At 66.0% G+C, this 17209-nt stretch carries 13 protein-coding genes; 7 read left to right on the top strand and 6 right to left on the bottom strand.

What is annotated here, in order from left to right; genetic code table 11:
• Positions 1 to 900 precede the first annotated feature (900 nt).
• On the top strand, positions 901 to 4161 hold the full coding sequence (locus ABW16_RS18855; protein ID WP_052956996.1) for a helix-turn-helix transcriptional regulator: 3261 nt from the start codon (positions 901 to 903) through the stop codon (positions 4159 to 4161).
• Between the two features lie 477 nt (positions 4162 to 4638).
• Positions 4639 to 7737 (top strand): helix-turn-helix transcriptional regulator, encoded by a 3099-nt coding sequence (locus tag ABW16_RS18850; protein ID WP_200900688.1) that lies wholly within the window; start codon positions 4639 to 4641, stop codon positions 7735 to 7737.
• 10 nt (positions 7738 to 7747) lie between these two features.
• Here the strand turns inward: ABW16_RS18850 and ABW16_RS18845 are convergent, their stop codons facing one another.
• From ABW16_RS18845 to ABW16_RS18835, 3 genes are all read right to left on the bottom strand, one after another.
• Positions 7748 to 8713 (bottom strand): fatty acid desaturase, encoded by a 966-nt coding sequence (locus tag ABW16_RS18845; protein ID WP_052956994.1) that lies wholly within the window; start codon positions 8711 to 8713, stop codon positions 7748 to 7750.
• Between the two features lie 194 nt (positions 8714 to 8907).
• Positions 8908 to 9813: an SDR family oxidoreductase gene (locus ABW16_RS18840; protein WP_047320719.1), complete on the bottom strand. Its 906-nt coding sequence runs from the start codon at positions 9811 to 9813 to the stop codon at positions 8908 to 8910.
• Between the two features lie 13 nt (positions 9814 to 9826).
• Positions 9827 to 10603: an SDR family oxidoreductase gene (locus ABW16_RS18835; protein WP_082134199.1), complete on the bottom strand. Its 777-nt coding sequence runs from the start codon at positions 10601 to 10603 to the stop codon at positions 9827 to 9829.
• Positions 10604 to 10671: 68 nt separating this feature from the next.
• On the opposite strand from ABW16_RS18835, the gene echA20 reads away from it, so the two are divergent.
• Genes echA20 through ipdC form a run of 4 tightly spaced genes read left to right on the top strand, consistent with a single transcriptional unit; the run spans position 10672 to position 14127 of the window.
• Positions 10672 to 11430 (top strand): (7aS)-7a-methyl-1,5-dioxo-2,3,5,6,7,7a-hexahydro-1H-indene-carboxyl-CoA hydrolase, encoded by a 759-nt coding sequence (echA20, locus tag ABW16_RS18830; RefSeq protein WP_047320718.1) that lies wholly within the window; start codon positions 10672 to 10674, stop codon positions 11428 to 11430.
• Entirely contained in the window at positions 11427 to 12311 is an 885-nt protein-coding gene (gene ipdA, locus ABW16_RS18825; protein WP_047320717.1) for a cholesterol ring-cleaving hydrolase subunit IpdA, read from the top strand. Before echA20 ends, ipdA begins: the two co-directional genes overlap by 4 nt.
• Positions 12308 to 13060, top strand: a complete 753-nt coding sequence (gene ipdB, locus ABW16_RS18820; RefSeq protein ID WP_047320716.1) for a cholesterol ring-cleaving hydrolase subunit IpdB — start codon at positions 12308 to 12310, stop codon at positions 13058 to 13060. Before ipdA ends, ipdB begins: the two co-directional genes overlap by 4 nt.
• Positions 13057 to 14127, top strand: a complete 1071-nt coding sequence (ipdC, locus tag ABW16_RS18815; protein WP_047320715.1) for a (3aS,4S,5R,7aS)-5-hydroxy-7a-methyl-1-oxo-octahydro-1H-indene-4-carboxyl-CoA dehydrogenase — start codon at positions 13057 to 13059, stop codon at positions 14125 to 14127. Before ipdB ends, ipdC begins: the two co-directional genes overlap by 4 nt.
• 30 nt (positions 14128 to 14157) lie before the next feature.
• Here ipdC and ABW16_RS18810 read toward each other — a convergent pair whose 3' ends face one another.
• The 3 genes from ABW16_RS18810 to ABW16_RS18800 all read right to left on the bottom strand — a co-directional run bounded on the left by ABW16_RS18810 (position 14158) and on the right by ABW16_RS18800 (position 16309).
• Entirely contained in the window at positions 14158 to 15075 is a 918-nt protein-coding gene (locus ABW16_RS18810) for an endonuclease domain-containing protein (protein ID WP_047320714.1), read from the bottom strand.
• A gap of 120 nt (positions 15076 to 15195) precedes the next feature.
• On the bottom strand, positions 15196 to 15585 hold the full coding sequence (locus ABW16_RS18805) for a VOC family protein (RefSeq protein WP_052957000.1): 390 nt from the start codon (positions 15583 to 15585) through the stop codon (positions 15196 to 15198).
• 34 nt (positions 15586 to 15619) lie between these two features.
• Complete coding sequence (locus ABW16_RS18800) at positions 15620 to 16309, bottom strand: DUF899 domain-containing protein (RefSeq protein ID WP_233424809.1); 690 nt, start codon at positions 16307 to 16309, stop codon at positions 15620 to 15622.
• 82 nt (positions 16310 to 16391) lie between these two features.
• On the opposite strand from ABW16_RS18800, the gene ABW16_RS18795 reads away from it, so the two are divergent.
• On the top strand, positions 16392 to 16997 hold the full coding sequence (locus ABW16_RS18795; RefSeq protein ID WP_109519670.1) for a TetR/AcrR family transcriptional regulator: 606 nt from the start codon (positions 16392 to 16394) through the stop codon (positions 16995 to 16997).
• Positions 16998 to 17209 lie beyond the last annotated feature (212 nt).

Here is a 17209-nt window from a genome sequence, read left to right as displayed (position 1 = left end):
CGACAACTCCGACCAAAACACCGGATCCAACAAATCAAAACCATCCGCCGACGCCACCGGCACCGACCCCACCCCAAACCCCAAAAACGCCGCCACAACACTCGACGCCCCCACCACACGCCGACCGGACGCACCCCGAGCAGACGAACGAACAAATTTGCTAGACATCCGACTGCTCATGACGACCCTCTCATAATTTCCGCTAAGCATTAACGCAGGTTCAAATTATGGTCGTCTGTTCACTTATCGCCAACTCAGGCACTCCTCATGTGGCTGAAACCACACTCGTGCGGCGATTGTGACCCCGCCGGCGGCGTCATACGCGCAGGTCAACAGGGATCGATGCCGGTTGACACTGATTAGTGTGATGTTGGCCACAGTGGAAAAACGTGAACCATTGGCAAGAAACAGGGATTTACTTCAAAGAATTCAGCAGCAAGTGCACACGTTTCATGCGCAGCCCAGCAGGCCTATGCATGAAACGGATTAGATATTCAATTGCAGTTTGCTGGCATGACAAATTCGACAGCAACCGGACGCCGAATGCGGATCCCGACGACACGCCGTGACCGCTGCGGAGCGCATCCTGGACGCCCTTGCCGCCGCTGCCCTCGATCAGCAGATCGCGATCAGTTGGTGATCGACGAAACAAGTCCGCCGTGAGGTGGCGGGCGAGGCAGGCGCAGTTGTGCCACTGTCACTGTGCAACAGCACACTCCTGGAGAACATCGGCAAAAATGCCGAAATCACGCTGGTATCGTGACGCCGAGACTTGGCAGTAAAAATGCGTAGATGACGGTGAAGCAAGGCTTACGACTACACGGATGCACAGCTAATCCATCCGGGGGGAATGGAGGGTCTGCCCGCTTGCGCGAGCATCCTGGCCTCTGAGGACGGTAGATGATGTCGAACGCGAGCGCGGCGCTTTCGCCGCATTCCCCACCGCGGACGGTCGTCGTGGTGTGCCCCGGAGACTCCCGGCCGCAATGGCAGCCCCCGACGGAGTCGTCGACGACCGGGCTCTCGTGGCTGGAAAGCACGCTCACCGACGTGGTTGCCGCCCACCGCGGTGCGCGGCTGGTGGAGCAGGACCACGAATGCAAGTTCGCGGCCACATTCGCGGACGCCGGTGATGCGGTGGCCTGCGCCATCGCCTTGCAGCGCGCTCCCGCGGCGCCGATTCGGCCGCGAATCGCCATGCACGCCGACAAGCTGCCGTTGGTCGAGCCGTACGCGCACCCGCGAACCCTGGCGAACCGTGCGGCGCGGTTGTGCGATCTGGGCCATGGCGGTCAGACGTTGCTGTCGGAGACGGCCCAGCGATTGCTGGCTGATCGACTGCCGCCGGACGCCTGGCTGGTCGATCTGGGAGCCTTTCGGCTGCGCGGCATACCGTATCCCGAGCGGGTGGCCCAGCTCTGCCATCGCGACCTTGCCACCGACTTCCCGCCGCTCCGGACCGGAAATGCGTTGCACGAGCCGTACTTTCCGACACCGCTGACGAGCTTCGTCGGACGCGATGCGGAGCTGACCGAGCTGCGTCGGCTGATTGACGGCAACCGTCTTGTGACGCTGACCGGCTCCGGCGGAGTCGGCAAGACGCGACTCGCGCTGCAATTGGCCGATGAGTTCGTCGACCGGTTCCGCGATGGGGCATGGTGCGTGGACCTGGCACCGATCACGGACCCGGATCTCCTTCTGGAGCGAGTGACGCACGTGTTGGGCCTACCTGATCGACCGGACCGCTACTACCCGCTCGACACCCTGGTGCGCTTCATCGCAGATCGGCAATTGCTGCTGGTGCTCGACAATTGTGAGCATCTGCTCGACGCGTGCGCGCAGCTGGCCGCCACGCTGTTGGCCGCCAGTGCAGAGCTGACCATCGTGGCGACGAGTCGCGAGCCCATCGGGGTCGCGGGCGAAGTGACCTGGAAGACCCCCTCACTCTCGCTCGTCGACGAGGCCGTCGAGTTGTTTCGGCAACGCGCTCGGCTGGTCCGGCCGGGTTTCACCGACACCGATGGTGATGCCGACTTGGTAGCCGAGATCTGCCGTCGCCTGGACGGGGTTCCGTTGGCTATCGAGCTTGCCGCGACACGAGTTCGGGCGTTATCGCTGACCGAGATCGCGGACGGATTGGGCGAGCGCTTCCAGCTGCTGACCGGTGGTGCGCGTACGGCGGTGCCACGCCAACAGACGCTGCGAGCATCGGAAGACTGGTCACACGACCTGTTGAGCGAAGCCGAGCGCGTGGTGTTTCGCCGATTGGCACCATTTCCGGGCGGATTCGACCTCGATGCCGCCCACGCGGTCGCCGGCGGCACCGACCTGTCACGCACGCAGATCGTGGACAAACTCACCCAGCTGGTGGGCAAATCGCTGGTGGTAGCCGACAGCACTGGGGAGTCGACACGCTTCCGGTTGTTGCAGACTGTTCAGCAGTACGCCCTGGAAAAGCTTGAGCAGTCCGGCGAATCAGAGGCCATACAGGCACGCCACCGTGATCACTACACAGCGATGTTCGACGCCGGGATCACCGCCGGATACGGCTGGCACATCGAGCAGGCGGAACTCGAGATCGACAATCTCAGAGCCGCTTTCACGTGGAGTCGTGAGCATGGCGATATTGAGCTTGCCGCACGCCTGGCCTCGTCGTTGCTCCCGCTGTGGATCCACAGCCGGACTTTGGAGGGGTTGGCGTGGTTCAATGCCGTGCTCACCGACGGCGCCACGATGGCGCCCGCCGCGCGTGCCCGCGCGCTCGCGGACAAGACGATCTTCGACGCGCTGACCGGAAACTACGGACGGGTCGAGCAAGCAGAGGAAGCAGTCTCGATCGCACGCCATCTCGACGAGCCGGGCCTGCTTGCCTGGGCGTTGGCTGCCTGCGGCTTCACCTGTAGCTACGGCCCCGAACTGGCCCTACCCTACTTCGAGCAGGCCATCGCGCTGTCCCCCGCGTTGAACGACGACTGGCGGTTGAGCCAGATATACGGCGTGCAGGCGTATTCGGCGTTCGTGGCGGGCGACCTCGACACGATGCGGCTGGCCGCGGAAAAGGGAGCAGTCCTGGCCGACGCAGTCGGCGACTGGTCGGTTTCGCGACTGTGCCGTCTTTGCCTGGGATTGGCACATCTTCATCGCGCAGAGCTCACGATGGCCGTCGAGCAGGCCAGGCAGGTAGCGATGGAGGCCGAGGCAGCACACGACCCGCTGTTCAGTACCCAGAGTCTGACGATCCTGGCCGAAGCCCTTGCGTGCCAGGGCGATACCCGCGGGGCGCACGCCGCGGCGGAAGCGTGCGTCGAGGCCGCCGCCGAACTCATCGACTTTCACCGCGCGATCGGCTTCGGCGCTGTAGCGGACGCATTACTGGCCGCCGGTGATATTTCCGGCGCACTCAGGGCTGCCGATGCGGCGTGCGAAGCGTGCGCGCTGCCCCAGCTGCTGGCCATCAACGGCAATCCGGTCGCCCGGGTGGCGCTGGAATCCGGAGACTTGGCCGCGGCGCGCCGTTGGGCTGGCGAGGCACTGTCCGTGGGCTCGGGAATCCACCGGATACTGCTGCTGGAGATACGTGGCCGGGTAGCGATGGCCGAAGGCCAAGTGGAACAGGCCGAACGAGACGCGTGTGAGGCGCTGGCGATAGCCGCGGACGCCGAGGCATATCTGGCCGTTCCGGATCTGCTGGAGTTGCTGGCGGCAGTGGCCACCGCCACCGGGCGACACCACTACGCAGCACGGCTGTTCGGTTCCGCAGCCGGTGCCCGCAGTCGCACCGGCGCAGTCCGTGCCAAAGTCTACGACGCCAACTACGCGGCCACTGTCAGCGTTGCTCGAGAAGCGATGCAGGAGAACGACTTTGAGCGAAGTTGGGCCCAAGGAGCTGCATCGTCGACGGCGGAGGCCATCGCGTACGCGTGCCAAGGCGACGGAAAGGGCCGGGCTGAATCCAAACGTCCCTCCAGCGGTTGGGCTTCGCTGACGCCGGCTGAACGCAATGTCGTCCGCCTCATCAGCGCCGGCCTCCGCGACAAAGACATCGCCGCACAACTGAGCGTCTCGCCCCGGACCGTGCATTCGCACCTGAACCGGATCTACACCAAGCTCAATATCTCGTCGCGCCTGCAACTCGCCCAAGTGGCGGCCCAACACGCCTGACGCCGCAGCGTCATTCCCGCAAGCCCTCTGCCTCTTCGGAGGGCGAAACCGAACCGGCCGATCGCCTCGAGGCCGCCGACCGATGCACCACGCACGTTTGCACGATCGCTTGGGAGCCGTCGCGTCAGACAGACAACACATCACGGCACCCCGGTTGCGCAGTTCGGTGAGCACCGTCGGCAACACGACCTAGACTCAACTCACCGGAAGGTGCTCCTCGAACTGGACTGATTCAACGTGTGGCAAGTTGAATTGCCCTAATTCAGAGCACCTTTCCTCATGCACAACACGCAACCGGCACGAAAGCACCAGGCTAGAGGACCATAGATGCCGCCGAACCCGAGCGAGGCGCATTCGCCGCCTTCCACAGTGCGAACAGTCCTCGTGGTCGGTCCCGGCGACCTCCGTCCACCCTGGCAATCTCCGACGGAGTCGTCGACGACCGGCCTCTCATGGCTACAGAGCACGCTCGCCGAGGTGCTGGCGACCCATCGTGGTGAACGCTTGGTGGCGCAGGACCGCGGAGACAAGTTCGCCGCCGGGTTCGCGGACGTTGACGATGCAGTGGCTTGTGCACTGGCTTTGCAGCGCGCGTGCTCGGAGCCGATCCGTCCGCGGATCGCGGTGCACACCGACGAGCGGCCGCTGGTTGAGCCCTGCGCACGCCCGCGAGCCCTGGTGAACCGCGCGGCGCGGCTGTGTGACCTGGCCCACGGCGGGCAGACGGTGTTGTCGGAGATAGCTCGGCAATCGATCGCGGATCGGCTGACACCGGAGGCATGGCTGGTTGACCTCGGTGTCTACCGGCTACGCGGCATACCGTATCCGGAGCGCGTCACGCAGCTCTGTCACCACGACCTCCCCACTGATTTTGCGCCGCTTCGAACCGGAAAAGCCTTGCCTGAGCGGTATTTTCCGACACCACCAACAAGCTTCGTCGGACGTAAGGCCGAGCTGAACGAACTGAGGGTGCTGGTTGACTGCAACCGTCTCGTGACGTTGACCGGCGCCGGCGGAGTCGGCAAGACACGGCTGGCGCTGCAACTGGCCGATGATTGTGTCGACCGGTTCCGCGACGGAGCCTGGTGCGTGGACCTGGCGCCGATCACCGATGCGGATCTGGTCGCCGAGCGAATTGCGCACACGTTGGGCCTGCCCGATCAGACTGACCGCTCCCCGGTCGACACCCTGGTTCGCTTGATCGCCGACCAGCAATTGCTGATCGTGCTCGACAACTGTGAGCATCTGCTGGACGCCTGCGCACGGCTGACCGACACGCTGTTGGCCGCCAGCGCGGAACTGACCATCGTGGCGACCAGTCGGGAACCCCTCGGGGTCGCCGGCGAGGTGACCTGGCCAACTCCGTCTCTATCGCTAGCCGACGAGGCAGTGGAGTTGTTCACCCAGCGCACCTGGCTGGTCCGGCCCGATTTCGTCGGCACCGACGATGACGTCGCCACGATAGCTGAGATCTGTCAACGCCTGGACGGGGTACCGCTGGCGATCGAACTTGCCGCGACACGGGTTCGAGCGTTGTCGCTGACCGAGATCCGCGATGGGCTCGATGAGCGATTGCAACTGTTGACCGGCGGTGCACGCACGGTGGTACCGCGCCAGCAGACCCTGCGCGCCTCAATCGACTGGTCACACGACCTGCTCAGCGAACCGGAATGCGTCGCGTTTCGCCGACTGGCGGTCTTTCTGGGTGGATTCGACCTCGGCGCCGCCCACGCGGTCGTCGCCGGCTCTGACCTGACGCGCAATCAGACCCTCGCCAGGATCACCCAGCTGGTCGACAAATCGCTGGTGACAGCCGATAGCACCGGACCCACCACACGCTATTCGATGCTGGAGACGGTGCGCCAGTACGCGCTGGAGAAGGTCGACGAAGCCGGCGAGACCGATGCGGTAGAGCGCCGCCACCGCGACCACTACACCGCACTATTCGCGAGCCAATCGTCTGACGGCTATCCATGGCATATCAGGCAGGCCGAGATCGAGATTGATAACCTGCGGGCAGCGTTCACCTGGAGTCACGCACACGGCGATATTGAGCTGGCCGCTCTCCTGGTATCAGGACTGCTGCCACTGTGGATTCACAGCCGGAGTCTGGAAGGGCTCGCCTGGTTCAACGCCGTTCTGACCGGCGGTGCCGCGGTGGCACCCGTCATCCGTAGCCACCTGCTCGCCGACAAGACTGTTTTCGAGGGGTGGAGCGGGCACTATTACCGCGTCGATCAGGCCGAGCAGGCCGTGGCGATCGCACGCGACCTCGACGATCGGGCACTGCTGGCCTGGGCACTGGCCGCCTGCGCCTTCACTACCTGCTATAGCCCTGAGACCGCCCTGCCCTACCTTCGCGAGGCGCTCGAACTCACCCCCCCTCTCGGCGACTGGAGATTTGGCCAGATATACGGCGTCTATGCCTACTCCGCCTTCGTCGCGGGCGACCTAGGCACCCTGCGCCAAGCCGCCGAACAAGGACGCAAACTGGCCGACGCGGTCGGCGACTGGTCAGCGTCTCGACTCTGCCGCTTTTGCCTGGGCTTAGGAGACCTGCTGTCCGGGGACCTGGCGAAAGCTGCCACTGCGGGCCAGGAAATGGCCGCCGAGGCCGCGGCGACACACGATCCGCTTTTCGCGGCAAAGGGCTTGATGCTGCTGGCAGAGGCGCTGGCATGCCAAGGTGACACCAGCGGAGCTCGCGCCGCGGCACAAGCAAGCGCCGACATCACTGTCGACCAAGCCGCTTTCCACCGAGGCCTCAGTCTGGGTGCGTTGGTGGACGCATCGTTGGCTGCTGGTGATGTGCCGGCGGGACAAGTGGCCAGCGATACTGCGTGCGAGGCGTGTGCCCTACCGCACCTGCTGGCCATCAACGGCAACCCGGCGGCCAGGGCCGCGCTGGCATCCGGTGATGCGATCGCGGCGCGCCGCCGGTCCGACGAAGCGTTCTCGTTGTCGTCGGGGGTAAACCGGCTCTTACCGCTGGAGATACGTATTCGGATCGCGATCGTCGAAGGCAAGTTGGGGCAGGCCAAACAAGACGCCCGCGAGGCCTTGGAGATCGCCAGCCAGACCGGCGCATATCTGGCGATTCCCGAGGTAATCGAGTGCCTGGCAACGCTGGCTGCCGGCGCCGGTCGACACCGCGACGCGGCGCGACTGTTCGGATCGGCAGTTGCCATCCGCGACCACACCGGCGCCGTCCGCTTCAAGATCTATGACGCCGACTACACCGCAGCGGTCGACACCGTGCGGAAATCGATGGGGCAGCAGGATTTTGAGATCCGGTGGGCCGAGGGTGCCGCAATGTCGCCGGCGGAAGCGATCGCCTACGCGTGCCGGAGCGACGGAATGAGCAAGGGCAAACGCCCGTCCAGCGGTTGGGCCTCGCTGACGCCGGCTGAACGCAATGTCGTCCGGCTGATCAGTGCCGGACTTCGCGACAAGGAGATCGCCGCAGAACTGAGCGTCTCGCCCCGCACGGTGCATTCACACCTGAACCGGATCTACACCAAGCTCAACATCACTTCCCGCTTGCAACTCGCTCAAGAAGCAGCGCAACACACCTGACGCGGCGGTGTCAGGCGATCCGGGGGGCGGGCTCGACCTGCGCCCACCTTTTCCAGTTCCGGTATTCCTCGGCGTTCAGTTCCCGACCGAGCACGGTGGTGACGGCGGCGTCATGCTCCAAATAGAGCTCCTCGTTACGGCGCCACGCCGGCAGGTAGCGGTAGAACGGCAACCAGGGATGCAGATGGTGGATCAGGTGGTAGTTCTGGGACAGCATGAGCGGCGCGAGCAGCCATTCCATCCCGACCCGAAGACGACTGGCGCGATACCGGTCCTCACGCTGCGTGACGTCGATCCCGTGATGCGGTAACCAGTCGAACGCCCATCCGATGATGAAAAGACCGAGGCGCTGCGGGATCAAGACGACCTCCGCCAGCAGCCAGAAGTGGTCGGTGAGGATCGCCGCGACGGTCATGGCGATCGTCAACGAGAACAGCACGGACGTTTCGGCGAGCTCGGCAATCGGACGCCGCCACGAATGGCGTATCCGCGGCCACAGCTTGCGGACATACCAGGTCGCGTTGAACAGGTCCATCAGCGCCCAGCGGAACGGCAGCTGCCAGGTGGGCGCATGGGTGGCGAACATGTCTGGATCGCGCTCAGGGTCATTGGTATGGCGGTGATGCTCGCCGTGGACGTAGCCGAAAGCCGGTAACGAGAACGGCAGCACCACCAACAGCCAGGCCACCCGGCCGACCACCGCGTTGACCCAGCGCACCGAGCAGAACGAGCGGTGCAGGGCCTCGTGCGCCACCGAGAACAGCACATACGTCACCAGGGTGCTCAGCGGTATGACGATCCAGGCCGGCAGGGATCCGCGGGCCGCGCCGATGGCCACCAGCACGAATACGCTGATGCCGCCCACCCCGAGCCCGAAGGTGGGCCACGAGAAACTCGGTACGCCTTCGCCGGGGTGCGGGTGCGGCCGTCGCCGGACTGCCGCGGGTCGGTGGTCTTCCACCTCGAGCACCGACACGAGACCTCCAGCAGCTGGGCGAAAACACGAGCGCGTCACCTAAGAGCAGGTGAAAGATTACGTCGCTTCCCGATGAGGGACGGGCCGCAACGCTTACTCGTACGGCTAAGTAAGTATCACAATATTGACGCACGCGTATAACGTCGCAGGTCCGCGCATAGGGACTTTAGTCCCCCGCAACAGTCTCCCGGGACTCAGGCCCCGTACACCGGCACCGGTGGCCGCGACCGGGCCAGCAGGTCGGCGACGACCGGCCCGAGCTCAGCAGGATCCCAGCGGGCGCCCTTGTCGGCCTGCGGGCCATGCGCCCAACCCTCGGCGACCCGGATCTTGCCGCCCTCGACCTCGAAGACCTTGCCGGTCACGTCACGCGACTCGACGCTGCCCAGCCAGACCACCAGCGGACTCACGTTCTCCGGGGCCATGGCGTCGAAGGCCTGGTCCTGGGTGTTCATCATGTCGGCGAACACGGTCTCGGTCATCCGGGTCCGTGCCGACGGGGCGATCGCGTTGACCGTGACCCCGTAGCGGCCCATCTCGGCCGAAGCGACCAGTGTGAGCGCGGCGATACCGGCCTTGGCGGCCGAGTAGTTCGCCTGCCCGACGCTGCCCTGCAGGCCGGCGCCGGAGCTGGTGTTGATGATTCGGGCATCCACCGTTTCGCCGGCCTTGGACTGTGCCCGCCAGTAGGCGGCGGCGTGCCGCATGGTGGCGAAGTGCCCCTTGAGGTGTACGGCGACGACGGCGTCGAACTCCTCTTCGCTGGTGTTGGCGAACATCCGGTCGCGCACGATACCGGCGTTGTTGACCAGCACATCGAGACCGCCGAAGTGGTCGACCGCGGTCTGGATCAGCGCCGCGGCCTGGTCCCAGTCGGCGACGTTGGAGCCGTTGGCGACGGCCTCTCCGCCGGCGGCGACGATCTCGTCGACCACGCCCTGGGCAGCACTGCCCCCACCGGCCGGTGAGCCGTCCAGGCCCACGCCGATGTCGTTGACCACGACCCGGGCGCCCTCGGCGGCAAAGGCCAGCGCGTGCGCCCGCCCGATTCCGCCGCCCGCTCCGGTGACGATGACCACGCGGCCGTCAAGAAGTCCCATGAGTGCTTTCTCCTTATTTGTTAGCGCTGGATGCGTCGAGGTAGGCGGGGTTTTCGCCACCGCCGTGCACGGTCAGGCTGGCGCCGCTGACATAGGACGCCAGTTCTGAACTCAAAAATGCTGCTGTCCAACCGATTTCGGCTGGCTTGGCCAGCCGTCCCAGTGGCACGGTGGCGCCGACGGCCGCCACCGACTCGGCGTCGCCGTAGAACAGTTCGGACTGCTCGGTCTCGACCATGCCGACCACGATCGAGTTCACCCGCACCTTCGGCGCCCATTCGACGGCCAGCGACGTGGTCAGGCTGTCCACCCCGGCCTTGGCCGCGCCGTAGGCGGCGGTACCCGGTGACGGCCGGCGCCCGCTGACGCTGGTGATATTGACGATCGAACCGCCGCCGTCCTGGGTCTGCATGACCGCGTTCGCGTGCGTGGACACGTACAGGGCGCTGAGCAGGTTCAGCTCGATGATCTTGCGGCTGAAGTTGGCCGACGCATCGGCGGCCAGCGCGAACGGGGATCCGCCGGCGTTGTTGACCACGGTGTCGATCCGGCCGTGCCGGGCCACGATCGCCTCGATCAGGCCCCGGACCGCGTCGTCGTCGCGGACGTCGCAGGAATGGAACTCATACGGCGAGGTGTCCACCGGGCGTCGGGCGCAGGTCACCACCGTCGCGCCCTGATCGGCGAAGACGGCGCTGATGCCCGCGCCGACACCGCGCACTCCACCGGTCACCAGCACCACCTTGCCGGTCAATCCGAGGTTGATAGCGGCAGCCGCAGAGTCAGACACTGTGCTAGCGTACCAAGCAAGTGCTTGCTTAGGTATCCAAGACCCCAATACGACAGGGAAGTCCGCCCATGCCGATCACATCCAAAACCGTCGAACCGGGGATCGTCGCGGTCACCGTCGACTACCCGCCGGTCAACGCCCTACCGTCACGGGCCTGGTTCGAGCTGGGCGAGGTCATCACCGCCGCCGGCAACGACATGTCCACCCACGTGGTGATCCTGCGGGCCGAGGGCCGCGGCTTCAACGCCGGCGTGGACATCAAGGAGATGCAGAACACCGAGGGCTTCACCGCCCTGATCGACGCCAACCGCGGCTGCTTCGCCGCGTTCAAGGCCGTCTACGAGTGCGCGGTGCCGGTGATCGCCGCGGTCAACGGCTTCTGCGTCGGCGGCGGGATCGGCCTGGTCGGCAACGCCGACGTAATCGTGGCCTCCGACGACGCCAAGTTCGGCCTGCCCGAGGTGGAACGCGGCGCGCTGGGCGCGGCCACCCACCTGTCCCGGCTGGTGCCGCAGCACATGATGCGGCGGTTGTTCTACACCGCGGCCACCGTCAACGCCGCCACCCTGCACCAGTACGGCTCGGTGCACGAGGTGGTGCCGCGCGCCGAGCTCGACGAGGCCGCGCTGCGGGTGGCCCGCGACATCGCGTCCAAGGACACTCGGGTGATCCGGGCGGCCAAGGAAGCCCTGAACCTCATCGACGTGCAGAAAGTCAACTCCAGCTACCGGATGGAGCAGGGCTTCACCTTTGAGCTCAACCTCTCCGGTGTGGCCGACGAGCACCGCGACGAGTTCGCCGGTACCGAGAAGGGCGCCAAGAAATGAGCAAGGTAACCACTCTCGACGACGCCGTCGCTGAGCTGCGTGACGGCATGACGATCGGTATCGGCGGCTGGGGCTCCCGGCGCAAGCCGATGGCGTTCGTCCGGGCCATCCTGCGCACCGACGTCAAAGATCTGACCGTGGTGACCTACGGCGGACCGGATCTGGGCCTGCTGTGTTCGGCGGGCAAGGTGCGCCGGGCCTACTACGGCTTCGTCTCCCTGGACTCTCCGCCGTTCTACGACCCGTGGTTCTCGAAGGCCCGCACCACCGGTGCCATCGAGGCCCGTGAGATGGACGAGGGCATGCTGCGCTGCGGGCTGCAGGCCGCCGCCCAGCGGCTGCCGTTCCTGCCGATCCGCGCCGGCCTGGGCAGTTCGGTGATCGACTTCTGGGAGGGTGAGCTGAAGACCGTCACCTCCCCGTACCCGGTCTCGGCTGCAGAAGGAGGTGGGCACGAGACGCTGGTCGCGATGCCGGCGCTGAACCTGGACGCCGCGTTCGTGCACATGAACCTCGGCGATGAGCGCGGCAACGCCGCCTACACCGGGATCGACCCGTACTTCGACGACCTGTTCCTGATGTCGGCGCAGCGCCGCTTCCTGTCGGTGGAGAAGATCGTGCCCACCGAGGAGCTGATCGCCACCACGTCGCCGCAGACCCAGGTGATCAACCGGATGATGGTGGACAAGGTCGTGGAAGCACCGAACGGCGCCCACTTCACCATCGGCGCAGCCGATTACGGACGCGACGAGAAGTTCCAGCGGCACTATGCCGAGGCCGCCAAGTCCGACGAGACCTGGGCGGAGTTCAAGGCCACCTACCTGTCCGGCAGCGAGGACGACTACCAGGCTGCGGTCAAGAAGTTCGGAGAGAACGCATGACAGATTCAGCAACTCGAGCCGAAGTGTGCGCCGTCGCCTGCGCCGAGCTGTTCCGCGACGCCGGCGAGATCATGGCCTCACCCATGGCCACGGTGCCCTCGGTCGGCGCCCGGCTCGCCCGGCTGACCTTCTCCCCCGACCTGGTGCTCACCGACGGCGAGGCCCGCATCCTGGCCGACACCCCGGCGATCGGCAAGGTCGGGCCGCTGGAAGGGTGGATGCCGTTCAACCGGGTCTTCGAGACCCTGTCCTGGGGCCGGCGCCATGTGATCATGGGCGCCAACCAGATCGACCGCTACGGCAACCAGAACCTGTCGGCGTTCGGCCCGCTGCAGCACCCGACTCGGCAGATGTTCGGGGTCCGCGGGGCGCCGGGCAACACCATCAACCACACCACCAGCTACTGGGTGGGTGCGCACTCGTCGCGGGTGTTCTGCGAGGCCGTCGACATCGTGTCCGGCATCGGCTACGACAAGGTGGACCCGGCCAACCCGGCATTCCGGTTCTTCAACCTGGGCGGGGTGGTGACCAACCTCGGGGTGTTCGACTTCGGCGGCCCGGACCACCAGATGCGCGCGGTCTCACTGCACCCGGGCGTCACCGCCGACGAGGTCGCCGAGAACACCTCGTTCGAGGTGCACGGCCTGGCCGACGCCGCGGTGACCCGGGAACCGACTGTCGAGGAGCTGCGGCTGATCCGCGAGGTCATTGACCCGAAGTCGCTGCGGGATAAAGAAGTACGCGCATGAGCCGGTTGAAGACCCCGCTGACCGAGCTGGTCGGCATCGAACACCCGGTGGTGCAGACCGGGATGGGCTGGGTGGCGGGCGCCCGGCTGGTGTCGGCCACCGCCAACGCCGGCGGGCTGGGCATCCTGGCCTCGGCGACCATGACGATCGACGAGCTGGCCACCGCGATCGCCAAGGTGAAGTCGGCGACCGACAAGCCGTTCGGGGTGAACATCCGCGCCGACGCGTCCGACGCCGGCGACCGGGTGGATCTGATGATCCGTGAGGGCGTGAAGGTGGCGTCGTTCGCGCTGGCACCCAAGGCCGAGCTGATCGCCAGGCTCAAAGAGGCCGGCTCGGTGGTGATTCCGTCGGTGGGTGCGGCCAAGCACGCCAAGAAGGTGGCGTCCTGGGGCGCCGATGCGGTGATCGTGCAGGGCGGCGAGGGCGGCGGCCACACCGGCCCGGTCGCCACCACACTGCTGCTGCCGTCGGTGCTCGACGCGGTGGCCGGCACCGGGGTGCAGGTGATCGCCGCTGGCGGCTTCTTCGACGGCCGCGGCCTGGCCGCCGCGCTGTGCTACGGCGCGACCGGTGTCGCGATGGGCACCCGCTTCCTGCTGACCAGCGACTCCACCGTTCCCGACGCGGTCAAGCAGCGCTACCTGGCCGCCGACCTGAGCGGCACCGTGGTCTCCACCCGAGTGGACGGCATGCCGCACCGGGTGTTGCGCACCGAACTGGTGGAGAAGCTCGAAAGCGGCTCGCGGGCGCGCGGTTTCAGCGCCGCCATCCGCAATGCGGCGAAGTTCAAGAAGATGTCGCAGATGAGCTGGCCGACCATGGTCCGCGACGGACTCGCGATGCGGCACGGCAAGGAGCTCACCTGGTCGCAGGTGCTGATGGCGGCCAACACCCCCATGCTGCTCAAAGCCGGTCTGGTGGAGGGCAATACCGAAGCCGGAGTGCTGGCCTCAGGTCAGGTGGCCGGCATCCTGGACAGCCTGCCGTCGTGCGCTGAGCTGATCACCTCGATCGTCGACGAGGCCGTCGAGCACCTGCAGGCCGCGTCACGGTTCGTCGTCTAACGGCCCAACCCCTAACCGTGAGTGTGAATCTCACGACGCAACACACCGCGGAAGCGTCGTGTATTCCACACTCACGCCGGAGCCGGGCCAGCCGGCGGCGTTCATTGCGTCCTCTACGCGGGCGATCAGCGTCGCCTTCCGGTAGCGGAGCAGCTCGGCACTGACCCGGATGATCACCCAGCCCAGGTCAGCCAGCGCCACCTGCCGGTCGATGTCGCGCTGGCGCTGCTTGGGGTCGGTCCAGTGCTGGGGGCCGTCGTATTCGACGCCGACGTGCAATTCCCGATATCCCATGTCGACCCGCGCCACGAACCCGTCGTATTCGTCGTACACCACGATCTGGGTCTCCGGGCGCGGCAGGCCCGCGTCGATGAGCGCCACCCGGGTACGACTCTCCTGGTGAGATTCCGCGCCGGCGTCGACCAGCGGCAGGATTCGTCGCAGCCGATTCAAGCCCCGCACTCCCGGATGCGCGGCGATGACGGCCTCGACGTCGGCTATCCCAATACCGGTCGCGTTGGCCAGTGCGTCGACGCGCGCAACGGCGAGCACCCTCGACGGCGTTCGCCGCCCGATGTCGAAGGCAGTCCGCGCAGCAGCGGTGACCCTAATCCCGTCGACGGTCGTCATCTCACTGGCTTTCAGGGTGTCGGTGTGCACGACCAGCTTGGGCGGCGGCCTGCGATTGTCGTGCACCAGTTCCGCGTCGAGTTCAGGGCTCACCCACTTCGACCCCAGCAGCGCTGCGGCCGAATTACCCGCGACGATCCCCCGCCGCCGCGACCACAGCCAGGCCGCACGTGCCCGCTGCGCCGCATCCAGCTCGATACCCCACGGCACGAAGACGCCTGGGTAGACCGTCGCGTAGAGGGTGCGCATCGCCCGCTCGGAAATCACTCTGTCGGCTAACGCCTCGGCCCCCAGGAACGGCCAGTCCAGTTCGTCCATGGCCGAAGCGTGCTACCAAAGGCCGAAACGTGCGGACGCCCGTCCACAGCCCACCGAGTGTGAATCTCACGACGCGACACGCCGTGGCGGCGTCGGGAGATTCACACTCGGCGGCGAAGGCTACGCCTCGACCACCATCAGGGTGTGCCCGGTCGGGTCACGAAGCCAGAACATCGGCGGAACGGGTTCGCCCATCCGGGACACCTGCTCGTCCACATCGACCCCGAGTTCGCGTATCGCGGCGTGCGTGGCGTCGATGTCGTCGGTGCTCAGCGTGATACCGGTGACGGTCGGTTCGATCGGACCGCTCTCCGGCGGCGGCGGAGCCAGCGCGATGCCGGTCGTCCCCTGGGGCGGATAGACCTCGATCCACCGGTAGCCGCCACCGAACTCTTCGTCGGTGCGTTTCTCGAAGCCCAGCGACTCGTAGAACGCAACGGCTTTGTCCTGCTCAACGGTCGGCACACACACGAGGTTGATCGTCTTCAGCCCGGTCTTGGCGGTGCTCATCATGCTCCTTCTAGGTTGGGAACGGTTGGGGACACTACGAATTGACGCCGTAGAGCTGGGCGATCTCCGGCGAGCTCGCCCAGCGACTGTAGGTGGGACTCTGCGGCCACCCCTCGGGCGAGTCTTGCCACTCTTCCTGGCGCCCATAGGGCAGCACATCCAGCAACGGGAATATGTGGCTGAGCTGTTCGACCCCGCGGTGGTTGGTGTACCAGGTGCGGAACACCGCATCACCCTGACGCAAAAAGACATTCACCGCGAACTGACCGCCTGGCGGTACCCCGACATCGGCTCCGAACGAGCTGTTGGCCGTGCTGTACCAGGCCATCTGGTTGCCGACCCGCCGCTTGTACGCAATCGCTTCGTCGATGGGGCCCTGCGTGACAATCACGAACCGTGCGTCATAGGCCTCAAGAAAGTCGAGTCGGGTGAACTGCGAGGTGTAGCCGGTACATCCTGGGCACTGCCATTCCTGGCCCGGCGACCACATGTGGTGGTAGACGATCAGTTGACTTGCGCCCTCGAACACCTCGGACAGGTGCACCGGCCCGCTCTCGCCTTCGAGCACATAGTCGTCCATGGCAACCATCGGCAGGCGTCGGCGCTGTGCGGCGATCGCGTCGAGTTCGCGGGTGGCGGCCTTCTCCCGGGCGCGCAACGTGTCGATTTCCCGCTGCCAGGTCTGGTTATCCACCACCGGCGGCGCCTTGAAATCCGTCTTCACGAAAACCCCCATTGTCATGTGTACGGCGTCCACATTGGCTATGTTCACACCGTACACTTGGACCCGAGGGGGCTGTCAAGAGGTGGCTGGGACAAAGACCGGTTATCACCATGGCGACCTGGGCGCGGCGCTGATCGACGCCGGCCTGCAGCTGACCCGACTCGGCGGTCCGGAGGCGCTGACGGTCCGGGAGGCGACCCGGCGCGTCGGCGTGTCCCCGAACGCCGCATACCGTCATTTCGCCGACCGCGAGGCACTGTTGCGGGCGGTCGCGATCGCCATCGGAGACCGGATGGCCGCACGCATGCTCCCATCGGCGAGCCGACGCGGCACCGCGGCGAACCGGGCACGCAATCAGCTCCGGTCCGTCGGGCTCGGCTACATCGGATTCGCGTTGGACGAGCCGGGCTGGTTCACCGTGGCCTTCTTCGGCTCCGGGGTCACCTCGGTGGACGACGACGGGCCCCCGCCGCCGTTTCGCGCACTGGTCGATGCACTCGATGCGATGGTGGACGCCGGTGTGCTGAAACCGAGTCGGCGCGCCGGCGCGGAGTGGCCGTGCTGGTCGGCCGTGCACGGATTCGCCGAACTGGCCCTGCGCGGACCGCTACGCGGCGTCCCGCGTTCCGATCTGGATGCACTGGCGCAACGAACGGTCGACGACATCATCGCCGGGTTGGTGGGTTGAGCCGCTGAGTCGGCTGCCCAACTCCGTCGTCCGCGCACGACGAGAGCCCGCCACCCAACCGCAGCGCAACCAGGGGACAGGCGACTTCAACGGACCAAAGTCCCGATTTTTTGCCGTAGTCGAAGCAAAACGTTGACCGGAGGCCAAAACCTATTCTTTAATTTCGACTATGGACGACTGAGATCAACTCAGCATCCTCTAACCGAACTTTA

This window comes from Mycolicibacter heraklionensis (assembly GCF_001021505.1).
In the GTDB taxonomy this organism is placed as follows: Bacteria; Actinomycetota; Actinomycetes; order Mycobacteriales; family Mycobacteriaceae; genus Mycobacterium; species Mycobacterium heraklionense.
The sequence above is the reverse complement of the archived record's forward strand: the minus strand, read 5'-3'. Positions and strand labels throughout refer to the sequence as shown.